Genomic DNA, 18,581 nt, shown 5'->3' with positions numbered 1-18,581 from the left:
GTGTGGGTATCAAGCGATCTTCGATATTGTCTTTTCGCCCAGATTAAGTATGACGGACGCCCATGCTGCGACGCAGCATGATGTCCTACTCTAATGATTTGAGGGAATTATGCGCATCACGATGATTGGATCAGGCTATGTCGGCCTCGTTTCAGGCGTTTGCTTTGCGGATTTCGGCCACGACGTCATCTGCGTAGACAAGGATCTGAGTAAGATCGAAGCCCTTCGCGAAGGCCGCATTCCGATCTACGAGCCGGGTCTGGAACAATTGGTCGCCGAAAATACCAGCACCGGCCGGCTGTCGTTTTCGACGGATGTCGGTGAAAGCGTCCGTAGCGCCGATGTCGTCTTCATCGCGGTCGGCACGCCATCCCGGCGCGGCGACGGCCACGCGGACCTTTCCTATGTCTACGCCGCTGCGCGCGAGATTGCCACTTATGTGGAAGGCTTCACCGTTATCGTCACCAAGTCGACGGTGCCGGTCGGCACCGGCGACGAAGTCGAGCGCATCATGCGCGAAACCAATCCTGCGGCGGATGTCGCCGTCGTTTCCAATCCGGAATTCCTGCGCGAAGGTGCGGCGATCGAAGATTTCAAGCGTCCTGACCGTATCGTTGTCGGGCTGAATGACGACCGGGCGCGCGAAACCATGACCGAGGTCTATCGTCCGCTTTACCTCAACCAGGCGCCGCTGGTCTTCACCACCCGCCGCACCTCGGAACTGATCAAATATGCAGCCAATGCCTTCCTCGCGATGAAGATCACCTTCATCAACGAGATCGCCGATCTCTGCGAACGGGTCGACGCAAACGTCCAGGACGTCTCGCGCGGCATCGGTCTCGACGGCCGTATCGGCGCCAAGTTCCTGCATGCCGGCCCGGGTTACGGCGGCTCGTGCTTCCCCAAGGATACGCTTGCTCTTGCCAAGACGGCGCAGGATTACGACGCGCCGATCCGTCTCATCGAGACGACGATCTCGATCAACGACAACCGCAAGCGGGCCATGGGACGCAAAGTCATCTCGGCCGTCGGCGGAGACATTCGCGGCAAGAAGATCGCCATTCTCGGCCTGACTTTTAAGCCGAACACCGACGACATGCGCGACAGCCCGGCGATTGCCGTCATCCAGACCCTGCAGGACGCCGGCGCCAAGGTGGTCGGCTACGATCCCGAGGGCATGGAGAACGCCCGCAAGGTGATCGAGAACATCGAATATGCGAGCGGTCCCTATGAAGCGGCCGCCGATGCGGATGCGCTTGTCATCGTCACCGAATGGAACCAGTTCCGCGCGCTCGATTTCAATCGCCTGAAGCAGTCGATGCGCGCTCCGGTCCTGGTCGACCTGCGCAATATCTACCGCAGCGACGAGGTCCGCAAATACGGCTTTACCTATACCGGCATCGGCACCAATCTCTATCAGGAATCAAACGCCTGACAGGTTCTGGTGAACCGGTAATCGTCCTGACGCCGCGGAGCAAATCCCGCGGCGTTTTGGTTTTCAATGCATGTCGCCCGGAAGTGTGCAGCGGTTCCGGGATAACGACATGCATCAAAACAAGAGCTAGAGCGGGATGATTTTAGGTGGAATCGCAATTGGGATTCCCTTTTGGACGCAAATCAGATTCATCCTTCTGGCCGGTAAGGAGGCCGGTTTGGATGGCGAGACCTTTTTCGAATGATCTGCGAGAGCGTGTTGTCGGGGCGGTGACGCAGGAGGGGCTGTCGTGCCGGGCTGCGGCCAAACGCTTCGGTATTGGCATCAGCACCGCGATCGATTGGGTACGGCGGTTCCACGCAACGGGCAGTGCAGCACCCGGCCAGATGGGCGGCCACAAGCCGCGGGCGATCTGCGGTGGCCACCGGGAATGGCTTGTCGAACGCTGCGCGCGAGTGCGTTCACGCTGCGCGGGCTGGTCGCGGAATTGGCGGAGCGGGGTCTGGACGTGGATTACCGGTCCGTCTGGGCCTTCGTCCGGGATGAAGGGCTGAGTTATAAAAAAAGACGCTGGTCGCCAGCGAACGGGAGCGACCCGACGTCGCCGCCAGGCGGGCGCGCTGGCTGAAGCATCGCCATCGCATCGATCCGGCCCGTCTTCTCTTCATCGACGAAACCTGGACGAAGACGAACATGGCGCCGCTCAGAGGCTGGGCGCCGCGTGGCGAACGGCTCTTGGGCAAAGCTCCTTTCGGCCATTGGAATACGATGACGTTCATCGCCGCGCTTCGAACCGACCGCGTCAGCGCACCATGGATCATCGATGGCCCCATCAACGCCGAGCGCTTCCTCATCTATGTCGAAAAGGTGCTGGTGCCAGAGCTCAAACCTGGCGACATCGTCGTGATGGACAATCTCGGCTCGCATAAAGCCAAGGCGATCCGGGTCGCCATCCGCAGGGCCGGCGCCCGACTATTCTTTCTGCCGCAATACTCCCCAGATCTCAATCCGATCGAGAAGCTCTTCGCCAAGATCAAACACGGGCTGCGACAGGCACAGGCCAGAACCCGCAACGCCATCGACGACGCACTGGCAGCCATCCTCCAAACCGTCTCGCCAAAAGAGTGCCTAAACTACTTCAAGGAAGCCGGATATGAACGGACGTAAAATCATCCCGCTCTAAAGCGCGTCACATGAATCAAGTTTGATGCGACGCGCTTTAGCGCACTGCGCCAAAAGGCCTGAACGCGCTTTAGTTGAGGAGCCCGACCCGCGTTCCTTTTATCGTCAGCACGGTCAGCCGACCCGTCGCCGAGACCGCGGTGTCGATGCCGATCCGTTGCGGACCGAATGTCGGGGTTCGCGCCGGGGTATGCCCGTGGATCACCAGGACGGGAAGCTGCGGCCCGTCATCCAGGAAGGGTTGGCGGATCCACATCAGGTCGCTGTCCTTCTGCTTTTTAAGGTCGATGCCCGGTTTGACGCCGGCATGGACAAAGACCACCCTGCCCATCCGCAGCATGATCGGCAGCGATTCCAGAAACTGAATATGCCGCTCGGGGATCATGTTGCGAATGACCCGGGCAATCATTTCGTTTCCAGCCGCCGACTGTAGCAGATGCTCGATATCGATGCCGTATGAGTGCAGTGTCTCGGTCCCGGCAAAGCCGAGCCATTCAAGAATGTGCGCCGGTTTACGATAGAGCTTGACCAGTTCCGCGTCGTGATTGCCGCATAGCGCGAAACGCTGAAATCCCGGCGGCGGGCTCTTGCTCAGGAACTCCAGCACCGCGCTCGAATCAGGCCCGCGGTCGACATAATCGCCGAGCATCACGATAAGTTTCGGCCCCGGAATGCGCGCTGCGTCCTCCTCGATGCGGCGATGCGCCTCGACGAGCTCCTTATAACATCCGTGAACATCGCTCATCGCATAGACCGCAGCGAATTCGCCTTCGGCAAACGTCAGCCGAGCGCGTCCTTTGCGGTTGCCGGCCAGTATCCGTATCTGTTGTCGCCACGGCCCGAGATAGTTAAACATGTAACCCATATATGAGGTCCGACAGCCCTCGAGGGTGTCGGAAAAGCTCGATTTCCTGCCCATCCTTGCATGGGTATAAGGCCCAGTGCTCAAAAAGAAATGGGCCCGATCACGGCCTCATCGAAATTGTAACCGGAACCCCGCGTGAAGAGGCTATGGGGCCGTCGCCCGTGAACCGACAGCACTTTTCCCGCGTCGTCGATCGCTGCCGGAACGGTCTCCTCCCCACCGGACACTCAGCCTCGCGTCGAATCACCCAATCCTCACTTGATCCCTTCCGGCTTTCATGCGGATCGGCTTTCGCAGTCACATCGTGCTGCCCTTACGCAACGTCCCCGCGACAGCGAAATTATGATTGCGAGAAACGCAATTTGTATTCGGCCGTTTTAGAAGGACATCACGGTCAATATCGCGCTGTATTTTGGTAGATGAGGGTTAATTCAGCGTTAAGCCATATTATTCGTTCCAGCAGCGGCTGTGTCCGCCGCTAGTTCTCCAAACCAAAGAACTTCCGCCAACCGGATTTCCACAGGCGACACCTCCAAAAAAGCTGCATAAATCAACTATAGCGAGAGCCTGTAGAAAAAAATGAACGCTTAAGCTTATCACGCTTGACGCTACTGCACCGGCGCATGATGATGGCGCATTGCGAGCGTGAATGACATTCTTTACCGGGATTCTCAGATCCAAAACTGCGGGGTGCAAAGTGGAAACTGCGGTTGATTCGAAACTTATCGAGGCGATCAGCTACGACGAAGACAGCCGGCATCTACGGGTCTATCTGACAAACGGTCAGAGGCGGGAATATGAAGGCGTCCCCAAGGGAGTCGTCGTCGGCTTGACGATGGCGGAATCCCCGGGAAATTTTTATATGACGGCAATCAGAGGCAAATATCCTCCCCGCCCCTAATGTGATCTTTAATTTCAGCTAAAATGCGGGACCGGCATCACCGGGCCCGCAAATCAGTGCCACCGACCAGCGGCATATTCCATCAATAGCCGCTGAAGAAATCGCGAACTGCATTGATCTCGAGCGGCGCAATCTCATGGCCGCCGGGATGCCAGACCGTTCTGACATCAGCGCCGCGATCCTTCAGATGCTCAGACAGCGCCTCGGTCACCGGGACGGGAGCGATCGGATCGCGCTGCCCGGCCGTCACCAGCACCTTTCTCCCCGCAAGAGTTGCCTGGGCTTCGGGCTGAAACGGAATGAGCGGGTGCATCAAAACGGCAGCATCGAAGATGCCCTTCTCGATCAGCACATTGGCAAGAATGTTTGCGCCATTCGAAAAACCCAGACCGAGAATTTGGGAAGCCTGATACTTGTCAGCCAATGCCTTGACATAGGCGGCCATCTTCTCCGTCGCCCGTGAAAGATCTGCCATGTCGTAGACCCCCTCCCCGGTGCGCCGGAAGAACCGCGCCGCGCCATGTTCGGAAACGTCGCCGCGCGGCGAGAGGACCGTCGCTTCGGGCAGCAGGCGCCGGCCGAAATCGAAGAACTGGTTCTCGTCGCCACCGGTGCCATGCAGCACCAGCAGAATGGGTCTATCAGGTGCACCGGCATGCAGCCGGTGCACATATCCAGCTTCGGTCATAGCGCTCTCCTTACCCTTCAAGCGGCTGCAGGTGCTGCTCGAGCAGTGCGCGAAGATGAGCGTGCTGCTGGGGCAGCTTCAAGGCTTCGCCGAGATGGGCCGTATCCTCGTCGCGGTCGAAGCCCGGCTCATTGGTCGCAACCTCGAACAGCACACCGCCCGGCGTGCGGAAATAGATCGCCCAGAAATAATCGCGGTCGATCACCGGCGTCACCTGATAGCCGGTATCCATCAGCGCCTTGCGCACTTCGAGCTGCTTTTCGCGGTTTTCGACGGCGAAGGCGACGTGGTGAACGGAGCCGGCGCCTGGAAGCGCGCGGGCAATGTTCGGCATGGTTTCGAGATCGATGAGATGCGCGCCGTTGCCGTCAGGCTTGATCAGCCGCTTGACGCCGTCCCGTTCTTCGGCGACCTCGTAGCCCATGAACCTCAGGAGTTCGGCGGTGGCGCCTTCATCCCTGAGCCGCATCGCCACGGAATGGAAGCCGCGGATGGCGTGGTCTTCGCTGATGCCGCCGTGTGTCCAGGGCCGGCGGGCATCGTCCTTGACCTCGACGAGCGCAAAGCCGTCACCGTCGGGACCGGAAAAATTCAGGCGCTTTTCGCCGAAACTTTCCTCGCCCTTCAGCCCGCCGATATTCAACGCGCTGAAACGATCGCTCCAGAAGCCGAGCGAGCCTTGCGGAACGGAGAAAACCGTCGTGCCGACCTCCCCGGTGCCGGGACGGCCCTGCGCCATCTTCGGGAACGGGAAATAGGTCATGACAGTGCCGGGCGCACCGGTCTCGTCGCCATAATAGAGGTGATAGACATCGGGCGCGTCGAAGTTCACCGTCTTCTTGACGCGGCGCAGCCCAAGCGCATTGGTGAAGAATTGATTGTTGGTCCGGGCGTCCTCCGCCATCGACGTGACGTGGTGCAGACCCTTGATCTGATCGAGCATGTGAGACCCCTTTCTTGCCCGCAATTCGCAGGCTTTCGATGGGGCTAAGATGCGCGCTGAAACTCCGTGGGAACAGACCCCTAGACCAAAACGCATTGTCTTCTTTTAGTGAACGAACACCGGTTTGCGTTCACACCTCGATATCTTTGGGATCGGTCGGCAACTGCCAATCGATCGGGGACCGACCGCGCGACTGTAGGAAATCGTTCGCCTTCGAGAAATGCCCGCAGCCGAAAAATCCGTTATGGGCCGAAAGCGGCGAGGGATGCGGCGCCCTGAGCACCAGATGCCGTGTTGCATCAACAAAGGCGGCCTTGCGCTGGGCATAGGAGCCCCAGAGCATGAAGACGACGGATTCGCACTCGTCGTTGACTTTGCGGATGACGGCGTCGGTAAAGCGCTCCCACCCCTTGCCCTGATGGGCCGCCGCCTGCCCTTCCTCGACAGTCAGCACGCTGTTCAGCAGCAGCACGCCCTGCCTTGCCCAATGTTCGAGAAAACCGTGACGCGCCGGCGCTATGCCAAGATCGGTCTGCATCTCCTTATAGATATTGACGAGCGAGGGCGGAATGCGCACGCCCGGCCGCACGCTGAAACACAGCCCATGGGCCTGCCCCAGCCCGTGATAGGGGTCCTGCCCGAGAATGACGACCTTGACGCTGGAGATCGGTGTCAGGTCGAGGGCGCGGAAATATTCACTGCCCCGGGGGAAAATGCGCTTACCGCCCTGCTTCTGCGCGACAAGAAAGGATTTGAGCTGCTGCATATAGGGGCTTGAGAACTCCCCCGCCAAGGCGGCTTTCCAGCTCTCTTCGAGACTGACTGATGTATCGCTCATCCAGCAAACCCTTCGCATATCACGAAACAACGGACACACGGTTCTAACAAAATCGATCTACGCTGCAATGCCTGTCGGCTCGGCAATGGGTCCAGGGAGATAGAATCGGCGAGAGAAGATTGCGAGGGCTGTCCGAGGCACGGCCGTCCGTGTTTAACTATATGACGGCTTTGGTATTTACGCCGGCTGGCAGCCTGAGTAGAACCTTATGATAAACCGGAGACATGTCTTCAAATGAAATTCGGCACGAGCGGCCTTCGCGGACTTTCAGTGGATCTCAAGGGACGCGCCTCTGCGCTTTATGCGACGGCGTTCGGCAGATATCTGCTGCAGACCGGCAAGGCGCAGCTCGGCGACGCCATTCTGATCGGCCGCGATTTTCGCGATTCGAGCCCCGATATTTCGGGAAATTGTGCCGGCGCACTCGCCGCACTCGGCTTCCGGGTATTGGACTGCGGCAATGTCCCGACACCCGCCCTTGCCCTCTATGGCCTCGAGAGCACCGCTGCATGCCTGATGGTGACGGGCTCGCATATTCCGGCAGACCGCAACGGCATCAAGTTCTATCGCCCGGACGGCGAGATCGACAAATCGGACGAGGCTCATATCACCGCATCGGCGGCCGAGATCGAGCGAACCGGCGAGACCGTTGCAGAGGGCCCGGCTGAGACCGAAGATCATGAGGCGATCTGCCGTCAGCTGTTTTTCCAACGCAACGCCGACCTGCTGCCGCAAGGCGCGCTAGCTGGCCTGAAGATCGGCGTCTACCAGCACAGCACCGTCGCGCGTGATATGCTGGTTGACGTTCTCGCCCATTATGGCGCCGAGATCATTGCTCTTGGACGTTCGGAGAGTTTCATTCCCGTCGACACCGAAGCCGTTTCCGAAGAGACGGTCACGCTGATGAAGCGCTGGGTGTCCGAGCACAAGTTCGATGCGATCGTCTCGACCGATGGCGACGGCGACCGCCCGCTGGTCGCGGACGAAACCGGCATGCCGCTGCGCGGCGACCTTCTCGGCCTTGTCGCAGCCAATTTTCTCGGTGCCGGCACGGTTGTGACACCGGTGACCTCCAATTCCGGCATCGAGGCCGCGGGCGCTTTCGCTGTCAGGCGCACTCGCGTCGGCTCGCCCTTCGTCATCGCAGGCATGGAAGAGGCAGTAGCCGCCGGCCAAGATCATGTCATGGGCTTTGAGGCCAATGGCGGGCTGCTGACCGCAACCCCTTTCGATATCAACGGCAGATCCGTCAGCGCCTTGCCGACGCGCGACTGTTTTCTCCCGATGCTTGCCATCCTGTCGCTCGCCGCCGTTCGCAGGCAGCCGCTTTCGGCCGTTGCCGCCTCTTATCATCTGCCCTTTGCCGCCGCCGATCGCCTGGAGAATTTTCCGTTGGAGACGAGTGCGGCGCTGATGGAGCATCTGCGCGCCTCCGGTGAAAACCTTGCCGCTTTCCTGCAGCCGATCGGCGAGGTGGCGGCGAAATCCGACATCGACGGACTTCGCGTAACGCTGAAAGACGGCAGAATCATTCATTTCCGCCCCTCCGGCAATGCGCCCGAAATGCGCTGCTACGTCGAAGCCGGGAGCGAAACCGCAGCCCTGGATCTGCTGAAGACAGGGCTCACCCGAATAACGGACTGGGCAAACGCCCGCTAAACATGCCACGAACAAGCTTTTTTCAAGGAACCCGCCTATGACGCAGAAAATCGTTCCCGTGATCATGGCCGGCGGCAAAGGCACGCGGCTCTGGCCGCTTTCCCGTGCCACCGCACCGAAGCAGTTCATCCAGTTCGTCGGCAACAAGACGCTGTTTCAGGAGACGCTCGAACGCGTTTCCAACCCGGAGCTCTATGAAGCCCCGATCATCGTCACCAATGAGGAATTTCGCTTCCTGGTCGCTGAGCAGGCCCGCACGCTGGGCGTCCCGCTCGCCGCGGTGCTGCTTGAGCCGGTCGCCCGCAACACCGCCGCCGCGGTGGCCGCCGCCGCTACCCTTGCCGCCGAGCTTTTCGGCAAGAACACCATCATCCAGATGCTCGCCTCGGATCACGAAATCCTCGCCGACAAGAGCTATTTCGATTGCATCCGCATCGCCCGGAATGCTGCAGCCGACGGCAAGCTCGTTACCTTCGGCATCAGCCCAACCGAGCCGGCAACCGGCTACGGCTATATCGAAATCGGCGATGCGCTTGAAAACGGCGCCCACAAGGTCAGCCGTTTTGTGGAAAAACCAGCATTGGAAAAGGCCGAGCAGATGCTTGCCGACGGCGGCTTCTATTGGAACTCCGGTATCTTCATGTTCCCGGTGGAGGAACTCATCGCCGAGCTGCAGGAATATGCGCCCGACGTGCTGAAGGCGGCGAGCAAAGCCGTTTCCAAGGCAAGCCGCGACCTCGACTTTACCCGTCTCGACGCCGACCATTTCGCCAAGAGCCCCGATATCTCGATCGACTACGCGATTATGGAAAAGACCTCCAAGGCCGCCGTCGTCCCCTCCCCGTTCAAATGGTCTGATATGGGAAGCTGGGATGCCGTTTGGAAATCCGGCGTGCGTGACGACAACGGCAATGTCGCCGCCGCAAACACCACCGTCGTCAACACGCGCAACTCGCTGGTCATGACCCACGGCGTGCATCTTGCCGTCCAAGGCATGGAGGATGTGGCCGTCATCGCCAGCGAGGACGCCGTCTATGTCGGACCGCTCAAAGACAGCCAGAATGTCGGGCAATTGGTCAAGATGCTGGCCTCCTCGTCTGCGACGGCGAAATTCACCGAAACCCATCCGACATCCTATCGCCCCTGGGGCGGCTATACCTCGATCTTCAACGGCGATCGCTTCCAGGTGAAGCGTATCTTCGTGACGCCGGGCAAGAAGCTTTCGCTGCAGAAACACCACCATCGCTCCGAACACTGGGTCGTCGTCAAGGGAACGGCCGAGGTGACGGTCGGCGAGACCGTGCGGATGCTGCGCGAAAACGAGAGCGTCTATATTCCGCTCGGCGAAGTCCATCGTCTCGCCAACCCCGGCAAGATCCTCCTCGAACTGATCGAGGTGCAGACGGGCTCCTATCTCGGCGAGGACGACATCATCCGTATCGTCGATGAGTTCGGAAGAACGTGACGTCGCAGCCGAACCGCCGGCTAGAACAGGATGATTTTAGGCCCGCTTGGCCTAAAATCTGAATCCTGTTCTAAATTTAAGAGTTAAAGCATGATGTCATGAGAAAACCGCTTAAACTTTTCAGCATCATGCTTTAGGCCCAAACAATGCCGCCTTTTCCGGCGCGACCGCCATCGCTGTTGAATTCGCTATCGGACTTCTCGTAGAATGGACGCACCGAGAGACATGACCGGAGATATCCCCTGATGCGCATCCTGCCCGCCCTCGCCGGATTTCTTTTAATCATGGCCCCGGCAATGGCGTTTGCCGAAACCGGAAAGATGCGAACCGCAAGCGAAGCGGAAATCCGCGAGCACCTGCCGGGCACGTCGGAGCTGAAAGAAGGCAGCAACGGTTACGAATATCGCCAGGGCAACAGCAATGGCTACAAGATAACCAATGGCCAGGTGTGCGTCCGGTTTGCCAACAAGTCGACCGACTGCGTCAGTGTGAAGACCGACGGCGAGAAATTTCAGATGATCGACAAGAAGGGCGGCAGGACGAAATTTTGACTTTGACCGGCAGCTTATTTTGCCGGTGAAGTCTCACCGCCCCTGTCGAGAACGAATTCGGCGATCAGACCGGAATGGTTCGAGCCAAGATTGTCATCGAGACGTTTCAGCGATGTCAGATAAAGCGGCGCGCGCGCAAATATGTGATCGATGGCGATCCCCAATGAGCCGGCAGCAATCGGCCATGTCGCCGGTTCGGGCACGATCGTCTTCAGTCCCTGTTCGCGCAGGAAAGCCTGGATGCTCGGGGCGATCGACGAAGAATTGAAATCGCCTGACAGCACCACAGGGCCGTCGATCGAGCCAAGCGCTTTGGCGAGATCATCCAATTCAGCCATCTGGAAATCGTCGAAATATGGCTTGGTCAGATGCGCCGATACCAGATTGATGGTTTCGCCGCCGAAGTCGACGCTCGATATAACCAGCCTATTTTTTCGCAGACTGCCCATGCTAACGACCTGCTGATTGACGAACGGGCGTTTGGACAGCACCAGCGTATCGCACGTATCCTTCCCGGTGTCGCAACCGATATGATAGGGATAGGTCTTGAACAATTGCTGCAGATGGAACGTCAGCGGCTTGGCTTCGAGCAAATTGACGACGTCGGCATTCGACGCGATCACCATGTCGGTGATGGCAGTCGAGTTTTTCCAGTTGTCGATCGCGATGTTGAACGACATCAGACGAAAAAGCGGCGGCCTGTCCGTGCCTCTGCCGTCCTCCGAAAACTCCCGCAGCATGATGACGCCGTGAGCGATGAGAAGAAGCGAGACAAACAGAAGAACGAAGCCGTAAATCTGTCGCCTGACAGCCAGAATGACAAGGCTGGCGGCCACAAAGACGACGCCGAAGTGAACCTGAAAGCTGTAGAGAAAGGACAGCAGCCAGAAGTTCGTGACATAGCGTAAGGACACGATCGCGATGGCAACGGTCAGAAACGCGCAGAGAATCCAATAAATTATCTCTCTCATCGATCCTGACCTGCTTGCAGACGACCCGCCGGCCATAACATGCAGGCCGAAATGTTGCAACGCAGCATAATGACCGATGGCGGCGGCCCGCCTTCGGGCGATATCGGCGGCTCTCCGTCATCCGGCAGCGCAGCGCGCAAATATGTCGGCAACCGCAGCAAAGGCGGCGGACACCTTCTCTTTCAAAGATCTATCGACTCGGCCTCTTCTTATCTTGTAAGTGGGGTCACGCGATACGGAATCGGCTTTTGCCGTCGGCAGCGAGCCGAGAGAAGGTTGGAATGCGCTACTTCATTACCGGGACGGCCGGCTTTATCGGTTTTCATCTGGCCAGGCGCCTGCTGCAGGAAGGCCACGAGGTCACCGGCTTCGACGGCCTTACTCCCTATTACAACGTCAAGCTCAAGGAGATGCGCCATGCAGCACTCTCCCAGTTCCCGGCCTTCAAACCGGTCATCGCTATGCTCGAGGATCGCGAAGCGCTTGAGGCGGCGGTTGTCGCGGCCAAGCCGGACATATTGATCCACCTCGCCGCCCAGGCCGGCGTGCGATACAGCCTGGAAAATCCCGAGGCCTATCTTCGATCGAATGTCGAAGGCTCGTGGAACATCATGGAAATCGCCCGGCGCGTCGAAATCCGTCACCTGATGCTGGCCTCGACGTCATCGATCTACGGCGCCAATGCGACCGTTCCCTTTCACGAGACCGATCGCGCCGACGAGCCGCTGACCATCTATGCCGCAACGAAGAAATCGATGGAGCTGATGGCGCATAGTTATGCCCATCTACATAAGATCCCGACGACGGCCTTTCGCTTCTTCACCGTTTACGGCCCTTGGGGCCGGCCCGACATGGCGCTGTTCAAATTCACCAAGAACATGCTTGAGGGACAGCCGATCGAGATCTACGGCGAAGGCAATATGAGCCGTGACTTCACCTATATCGACGATCTCATTGAGGGGATCGTCAGGCTGTCGGCAATCGCCCCTGGTGAGGATAACCGCCTGGACAACGTGGCTGTCGAAACGCTTTCGCGCCAGGCGCCCTTTCGGGTCGTCAATATTGGCGGCGGCCAGCCGGTCAGCCTGATGGATTTCGTCGAAACGGTGGAAAAGGCGCTTGGCCGTCCGGCCATCCGCAAGATGCTGGCGATGCAGAAGGGCGACGTCCCGCGCACCTTCGCAGCACCCGATCTGCTCGTTGCGCTGACGGGTTACAAGCCGGATACGACTTTGGATGTCGGCGTCAAGGCCTTCGTCGACTGGTATCTCGACGTCCGCGGCGAACTCGACGCCTAATTGGGTTATCCCCGGCGCCGACCCGAATTGTCTTTCCTATGACCAGGAATATCAGCGCAGAAACGCCGCCGCTTCAACCGCGTCGACCGCCTTCGAAAACACATAGTCGACGACAACCGTCAGTGTCTGCGAATAGGCCTTGAGCTGATCAGCCTTGCCCTCGATTTCAGCAGGGCCGCGCAGGACGAAAGGAACGCCCGGGCGCACGAAACCGGCGCGTGTCGTCAACGGAATTTCCGGCGAATGGCCGATGGCGGAGGTGTACATCAGGTCGCGGCCGAGGCTGGCGGGACCGATGGCGAACGCCGGCCCGGCGGCGGCCGTGATGGTCAGAGTCAAAGCGATGGCGGCAAGAATTTTGTGCATGTCGAAGTCCCCGTTTGCGGATCGGCGGGCTTCGCTTTGCCCGTCTCCAAACGATCGACGCGTCTGTCCACGCTTCGGTCGCTTTCATGAGGCCACTCTACACATCAGTATTTGCAGGGCTTTTAAGGGGATCAGTCAAATTTTATGAAATTCGGTTTTCTGTCCCGATAGGGCACACGGGAAAACGCTTTCTCCGCCCTGAGGTCACCAGGGCAAGATCGGCGGAATGACGAAGGATGCTGACCGCAATCTAAAACATGTCGCGCAAAAGTGTGCAGCGGTTTTGCGGCAACGACATGCGCAAACACAAAGAGCTAAAGCGCGACGAGCAAATCTGAAAGATCGCGACGCGCTTTAGAGAACGCGATCCAGCTTCTTGTTGATATGCAGGTTGGGCATCAATCCCGCACTTTGCGCGGCATGATAGGATTCGCGCGCCGCGTCGAACGAGATCGACCACATGATGGCGCTCAGGAGCAGCGCAATAATATAAATTTGGATACGCATCTCATCGGCGATACGGAAAGAGCAAGGCAGTTTTGTGTCAAAAAATGACCGCGGAAATAGAAAAAATCGGCGGGGTTTTCCCCGTGCGTTTGGGATCAAACATATCAGTATCGCGTGAATTAGCGATGGTCCGTAGCCACCTTTTGGCAGCCAACCCCGAGCCACCTTGAGAACCCTCAGAGGTCCGTTTGCCACGGGCCTCTTTGCTTTTTCCCCGACACTTGCCGAAGGCGGCCGATATCCCTCGACATATAGAGCTTGACGGAAAATATATCAATCGATTGACTTATTTCATAAGCGGCGTTATAAAACTGTCATGAACCAGGAACATGACACCCAAACCCCGCCAGCATCCGCCCGCGCCGAGGCCGCGCGCCAGAAGATGTTGGCCGCCGCCCTCGACGTCTTCGGCCGCTACGGTTTTGACGGCGCCTCGACACGGCAGCTGACCGAAGCCGCCGGCGTCAACCTGCAGGCGATCCCCTATTATTTCGGCAGCAAGGAAGGCCTCTATATCGCCACCGCCGAGTATCTGATGGCCCGCATCGATACGCATGTCGGCGACATGAGAGCGCACATCGGCACGCGTCTCATGGCGCTCGACGCCGCCGGTGAAACACTCGGCGAAACGCAAGCCCGCCTGTTCCTCACAGAAATTCTCCAGACGATGGTGACGCTTTTCGTCGGCAAGGAATCCGAATCCTGGGCCCGCTTCCTGATCCGCGAGCAGATGGAGCCGACCGAAGCCTTCGCACGGGTTTATCAGGGCATCATGCGGCCGATGATCGAGATGGGCCGGCGGCTGATCGGCGCCATCCTGCGGGAAGATCCCGCCTCGGAACACGTGCGCCTGCGCACCTTCAACCTTATCGGCAGCATCCTTGTGTTTCGCGTCACCCACGCGGCCGTGCTTGCCCAGATGGAATGGGACGCCGTCGGCCCGAAACAGGTGGAAACCTTGCGCGGCCTCGCCGCCGAACTGGTCGATATGCTCGGCCCGTCGACGAAGGGAGGCGCGGCATGAAACGCCTCGTCCCCCTCACCTTCCTTCTCCTCGTTGCGGCAGGCGCCGCCGCCTGGTGGTACGGCCTGCCTGAAAAGCTCGGCTGGTTGCCCGAGACCCGCCGCGAATTCGTCCTTTACGGCAATGTCGATATCCGCCAGGTCTCGCTCGGTTTCCGCGTCAGCGGTCGCCTCTCCGAACTCCGCGTCGACGAAGGCGACGTGGTCAAGAGCGGAACGGTTCTGGCCAAACTCGACGCCGCGCCCTATGAATTCGCCGTCCGCTCGGGCGAGGCCAACGCCGCGGCCCTTCGGGCAACGCTCGACAAGCTGAAGGCTGGCCCCCGCCCGACCGAGATCGCCCAGGCGCGCGCCGCCTATGACGAAAGCCTCGCCGATCTCGAAAATGCCAACCTCGCCTATGACCGAGCCCGCCAGCTTCGTCCGCAGGGCACGATTTCCGAAGCGACGCTCGACCAGGCGACCGCTGCAAGAGCGATGGCCGCCGCCCGCTCCGAGTCCGCCAACGAGGCGCTGAAGCTGCTGCAGGAGGGTTCGCGCATCGAGGATATCGCCGCCGCCGATGCGCAGGTGAAGGCAGCGGAGGCAACGCTCGCCTCGGCCCGCACCTCGCTTGCCGATACCGAGCTGCGCGCACCGAACGACGGCGTCATCCTCTCGCGTGTGCGGGAGAACGGCGCCATCGTCTCGCCGGCCGATACCGTCTTCGTGCTCTCCCTGACCGAGCCCGTCTGGGTGCGCAGCTATGTCGCCGAGCCCGATCTCGGCCGCATCCACCCCGGCATGAAGGTGTCCGTCGCCTCCGATACGGCACCCAACAAGCCCTATGAAGGCACGATCGGTTTCATCTCGCCGGTCGCCGAATTCACCCCGAAATCGGTGGAGACGCCGGAACTGAGGACCGATCTCGTCTATCGCCTGAGGATCGTCATCGACAAACCCGGCGCGGATCTGCGCCAGGGCATGCCGGTCACCGTGCGCCTTCCCCATCCTCAGGCAGACGGACGATGACCGCCGCCGAGACCGCCCCCCAGGCAGAGCGGGACGATAGGCCGCTCGTCCGCATCGACGGCGTCACCAAACGTTTCGGCGATGCGCCTGCAGCCCTCGACGCCGTCTCCGGCATCATCGGCGGCGGTGCCATCACCGGCCTCGTTGGCCCCGACGGCGCCGGCAAAACGACGCTGATCCGCCTGATGACCGGCCTGATGCTGCCGGATGCGGGGACAGTGGAGGTTCTCGGCTTCGACACCAGGAAGAACGCCGCCGGGATCCAGGCGGCAATCGGCTACATGCCGCAGCGTTTCGGCCTCTATGAGGACCTCTCGGTGCAGGAAAATCTCGATCTCTATGCGGATCTGCGCGGCTTGCCGAAGAGCGAGCGCGCGAGCGCCTTCGATGAGCTGCTCACCTTCACCGACCTCAAGCGCTTCACCGGCAGGCTCGCCGGCAAACTCTCCGGCGGCATGAAGCAGAAGCTCGGGCTTGCCTGCGCGCTTCTGAAGAAACCACGCCTGCTGCTGCTCGACGAGCCCGGCGTCGGCGTCGACCCGATCTCGCGCCGCGACCTCTGGAAGATGGTCGAGAACCTGACTATGGAAGGCATCGGCGTGCTCTGGTCGACCGCCTATCTGGACGAGGCGGAAGCCTGCGACCATGTGCTGCTGCTCAACCAGGGAAAGCTGCTCTTCTCCGGAAAACCCGCGGAGATGACCGAGCGCGTCAACGATCGGGTCTTCAGGGTGTCCGATGTCACCGGGCGCCGCCGGCAGGTGCTTGCCGAGCTCTTGCAGGCCGATGGCGTCATCGACGGCGTGATCCAGGGCGAGGCGATCCGCCTGGTGGCGGCCAAGGACAAAAAGCCCGATATCGGCAAGGCCGGCGACGGAGCGACGCTCGCCCCGGCCCCGCCCCGCTTCGAGGATGCCTTTGTCGACATGCTGGGCGGCGGCCCCGGCGGCCGCTCCAGGCTTGCCGAGGCGCAAGAGCCGCTGAAAGCCGAAGGCGACCGGCCGGTGATCGAGGCCAAGGGCCTGACGAAACGCTTCGGCGATTTCACCGCCGCCGAGGATATCAGCTTCGATATCCGCCGCGGCGAGATCTTCGGCCTGCTCGGCCCGAACGGCGCCGGCAAATCCACCACCTTCAAGATGCTTTGCGGCCTGTTGAAACCGACCGGCGGCGAAGGCCGCGTCGCCGGCTTCGACCTTCGCCGCGATGCCGCCGAAGCCCGCAACCAGCTCGGCTACATGGCGCAGAAATTTTCGCTCTATGGCGATCTCACCGTCATGCAGAATCTCGAATTCTTCGCCGGCGTCTATGGCCTGCGTGGGCAGCGCAAGCGCGAACGCATCGCGCTGATGACCGGCATTTTCGATTTCGACCGCCACGCCCATGAGCCCGCCAAGGACCTGCCGCTTGGCCTGAAGCAGCGTCTGGCGCTTGCCTGCGCCGTCATGCACGAACCGCGCGCCCTCTTCCTCGATGAACCGACATCGGGCGTCGATCCGATCACCCGGCGCGAGTTCTGGACGCATATCAACGCGCTTGTGGAAAAAGGCGTCACCGTGCTCGTCACCACGCATTTCATGGACGAGGCGGAATATTGCGACCGCATCTCGCTGATCTACCGCGGCCGCTCGATCGCGCTCGGCTCGCCCGATGAATTGAAGGCCCGGGTGGCAACGAAAGAGCAGCCGGACCCGACGATGGAGGATGCCTTCATCGCCCTGGTGCAGCAATCGGAAGCGGAGGATGCCGCATGAGCGCCTCTTCCGGCCGGCGCCGGCGTCTTTTTGCCCTCGTGCGCAAGGAGAGCTTCCAGGCGATCCGCGATCCGAGCAGTATCCTCATTGCCTTCGTGCTGCCGCTGATCCTGCTCTTTCTCTTCGGCTACGGCGTCTCGCTCGATACCACCCGCACCCGCATCGGCCTCGTCACCGAGGAACTGACGCCGCTGACACAGGACCTGTCGGCCAGCTTCCAGGCCTCACGCTATTTCGATGTCGCAATGAGCCGCGACCGGCGACTGTTCGAAGAAGACCTCGTGCTCGGCAAGGTGCGCGGCATCGTCGTCATCCCGGCCGATTTCACCACGCGTTACACCGCAGGCAACCGTCCCGCCATCCAGGTAATCGTCGATGGTTCCGACCCGAACACCGCCAATTTCGTCCAGAATTACGCCCAGGGCGCCATCGCCAACTGGGAACAGCAGCGGCAGGCCGACGTCGCCTCCCGCAGTCCCGCCATCGCGGTCGAGCAGCGCTTCTGGTTCAATCCGGAACTCACGAGCCGCAATTTTCTCGTGCCCGGCTCGATCGCCATCGTCATGACGCTCGTCGGCACGCTGCTGACCTCGCTCGTCGTCGCCCGCGAATGGGAACGCGGCACCATGGAAGCGATGATGGCGACGCCGGTGACGGCGGTCGAACTGCTCACCGGCAAGATCCTGCCCTATTTCCTGCTCGGCCTCACCTCGATGACGCTCTGCGTACTGCTTGCGGTCTTCCTGTTCGGCGTGCCGTTCCGCGGCTCGGTCGCCGCCCTTTACGCGCTTTCGGCCGCCTTCCTGATCCCGGCGTTGGGGCAAGGCCTGTTGATCTCGACGGCAACGAAAAACCAGTTCCTTGCCTCGCAGCTGGCACTGATCTCCGCCTTTCTGCCGGCCTTCCTGCTCTCGGGCTTCCTGTTCGAGATCAATTCGATGCCCAGGATTATCCAGTGGATCACCTTCATTGTGCCGGCGCGTTACCTGATCCCCAGCCTGCAGACGGTGTTTCTCGCCGGCGACATCTGGCCGATGTTCGGCCGGGCGATCTTCGTCATGCTGGCGATCGGCGCCATCATGTTCGTGCTTGCGGCCCGCAGCACCCGGAAGAGGATCGGCTGA

General features: G+C 60.3%; 17 protein-coding genes and 1 pseudogene. 11 read left to right on the top strand and 7 right to left on the bottom strand.

Annotated elements, in window-relative coordinates:
• Positions 1-109 precede the first annotated feature (109 nt).
• Together FHX14_RS21685 and FHX14_RS21680 are read left to right on the top strand one after the other, a co-directional pair.
• The gene (locus FHX14_RS21685) at positions 110-1,435 is read left to right on the top strand and encodes a UDP-glucose/GDP-mannose dehydrogenase family protein (RefSeq protein ID WP_003590689.1); all 1,326 of its coding nucleotides are present in this window, start codon (positions 110-112) and stop codon (positions 1,433-1,435) included.
• Positions 1,436-1,656: 221 nt separating this feature from the next.
• Positions 1,657-2,602: pseudogene (locus tag FHX14_RS21680) on the top strand (IS630 family transposase).
• 85 nt (positions 2,603-2,687) lie between these two features.
• On the opposite strand, the gene FHX14_RS21675 reads toward FHX14_RS21680, so the two are convergent.
• Positions 2,688-3,482 (bottom strand): metallophosphoesterase, encoded by a 795-nt coding sequence (locus FHX14_RS21675; protein ID WP_183696284.1) that lies wholly within the window; start codon positions 3,480-3,482, stop codon positions 2,688-2,690.
• A gap of 649 nt (positions 3,483-4,131) precedes the next feature.
• Here FHX14_RS21675 and FHX14_RS21670 point away from each other — a divergent pair.
• Positions 4,132-4,383, top strand: a complete 252-nt coding sequence (locus tag FHX14_RS21670; protein ID WP_003590684.1) for a KTSC domain-containing protein — start codon at positions 4,132-4,134, stop codon at positions 4,381-4,383.
• 82 nt (positions 4,384-4,465) lie between these two features.
• On the opposite strand, the gene FHX14_RS21665 is transcribed toward FHX14_RS21670, so the two are convergent.
• The 3 genes from FHX14_RS21665 to ung form a co-directional block, all read right to left on the bottom strand.
• Positions 4,466-5,071, bottom strand: a complete 606-nt coding sequence (locus FHX14_RS21665) for an alpha/beta hydrolase (protein WP_183696287.1) — start codon at positions 5,069-5,071, stop codon at positions 4,466-4,468.
• 10 nt (positions 5,072-5,081) lie between these two features.
• The gene (locus FHX14_RS21660; RefSeq protein WP_184378621.1) at positions 5,082-6,014 is read right to left on the bottom strand and encodes a VOC family protein; all 933 of its coding nucleotides are present in this window, start codon (positions 6,012-6,014) and stop codon (positions 5,082-5,084) included.
• A gap of 130 nt (positions 6,015-6,144) precedes the next feature.
• Positions 6,145-6,852: a uracil-DNA glycosylase gene (gene ung / locus FHX14_RS21655; RefSeq protein WP_184378619.1), complete on the bottom strand. Its 708-nt coding sequence runs from the start codon at positions 6,850-6,852 to the stop codon at positions 6,145-6,147.
• Between the two features lie 234 nt (positions 6,853-7,086).
• Between ung and FHX14_RS21650 the strand changes: the two genes are divergently transcribed.
• The 3 genes from FHX14_RS21650 to FHX14_RS21640 all read left to right on the top strand — a co-directional run bounded on the left by FHX14_RS21650 (position 7,087) and on the right by FHX14_RS21640 (position 10,527).
• Entirely contained in the window at positions 7,087-8,511 is a 1,425-nt protein-coding gene (locus FHX14_RS21650) for a phosphomannomutase (RefSeq protein WP_184378617.1), read from the top strand.
• Positions 8,512-8,548: 37 nt separating this feature from the next.
• On the top strand, positions 8,549-9,976 hold the full coding sequence (locus FHX14_RS21645) for a mannose-1-phosphate guanylyltransferase/mannose-6-phosphate isomerase (protein ID WP_183696296.1): 1,428 nt from the start codon (positions 8,549-8,551) through the stop codon (positions 9,974-9,976).
• Between the two features lie 245 nt (positions 9,977-10,221).
• Positions 10,222-10,527 (top strand): hypothetical protein, encoded by a 306-nt coding sequence (locus tag FHX14_RS21640; protein ID WP_184378615.1) that lies wholly within the window; start codon positions 10,222-10,224, stop codon positions 10,525-10,527.
• Positions 10,528-10,541: 14 nt separating this feature from the next.
• On the opposite strand, the gene FHX14_RS21635 is transcribed toward FHX14_RS21640, so the two are convergent.
• Complete coding sequence (locus tag FHX14_RS21635) at positions 10,542-11,498, bottom strand: endonuclease/exonuclease/phosphatase family protein (RefSeq protein ID WP_184378613.1); 957 nt, start codon at positions 11,496-11,498, stop codon at positions 10,542-10,544.
• A gap of 281 nt (positions 11,499-11,779) precedes the next feature.
• Here FHX14_RS21635 and FHX14_RS21630 point away from each other — a divergent pair, with 281 nt between their 5' ends.
• Positions 11,780-12,796, top strand: a complete 1,017-nt coding sequence (locus FHX14_RS21630; protein WP_184378611.1) for an NAD-dependent epimerase/dehydratase family protein — start codon at positions 11,780-11,782, stop codon at positions 12,794-12,796.
• 51 nt (positions 12,797-12,847) lie between these two features.
• Here the strand turns inward: FHX14_RS21630 and FHX14_RS21625 are convergent, their stop codons facing one another.
• The gene (locus tag FHX14_RS21625; protein ID WP_184378609.1) at positions 12,848-13,162 is read right to left on the bottom strand and encodes a hypothetical protein; all 315 of its coding nucleotides are present in this window, start codon (positions 13,160-13,162) and stop codon (positions 12,848-12,850) included.
• Positions 13,163-13,516: 354 nt separating this feature from the next.
• A complete protein-coding gene (locus FHX14_RS21620) occupies positions 13,517-13,669 on the bottom strand; it encodes a hypothetical protein (RefSeq protein ID WP_003581757.1) in 153 nt (50 codons plus the stop codon).
• A gap of 316 nt (positions 13,670-13,985) precedes the next feature.
• Here FHX14_RS21620 and FHX14_RS21615 point away from each other — a divergent pair, with 316 nt between their 5' ends.
• The 4 genes from FHX14_RS21615 to FHX14_RS21600 are packed head-to-tail and all read left to right on the top strand — an operon-like array spanning position 13,986 to position 18,581.
• Positions 13,986-14,693 (top strand): CerR family C-terminal domain-containing protein, encoded by a 708-nt coding sequence (locus FHX14_RS21615; protein ID WP_184378607.1) that lies wholly within the window; start codon positions 13,986-13,988, stop codon positions 14,691-14,693.
• The gene (gene hlyD, locus FHX14_RS21610) at positions 14,690-15,703 is read left to right on the top strand and encodes a secretion protein HlyD (RefSeq protein ID WP_184378605.1); all 1,014 of its coding nucleotides are present in this window, start codon (positions 14,690-14,692) and stop codon (positions 15,701-15,703) included. The genes FHX14_RS21615 and hlyD overlap by 4 nt, the downstream gene beginning before the upstream one ends.
• On the top strand, positions 15,700-17,457 hold the full coding sequence (locus FHX14_RS21605; protein WP_184378603.1) for an ATP-binding cassette domain-containing protein: 1,758 nt from the start codon (positions 15,700-15,702) through the stop codon (positions 17,455-17,457). The genes hlyD and FHX14_RS21605 overlap by 4 nt, the downstream gene beginning before the upstream one ends.
• Positions 17,454-18,581 (top strand): ABC transporter permease, encoded by a 1,128-nt coding sequence (locus FHX14_RS21600; protein ID WP_184378601.1) that lies wholly within the window; start codon positions 17,454-17,456, stop codon positions 18,579-18,581. Before FHX14_RS21605 ends, FHX14_RS21600 begins: the two co-directional genes overlap by 4 nt.

The sequence above is a fragment of the Rhizobium sp. BK619 genome, from assembly GCF_014195245.1.
Taxonomy (GTDB): Bacteria; Pseudomonadota; Alphaproteobacteria; order Rhizobiales; family Rhizobiaceae; genus Rhizobium; species Rhizobium acidisoli.
The sequence above is the reverse complement of the archived record's forward strand: the minus strand, read 5'-3'. Positions and strand labels throughout refer to the sequence as shown.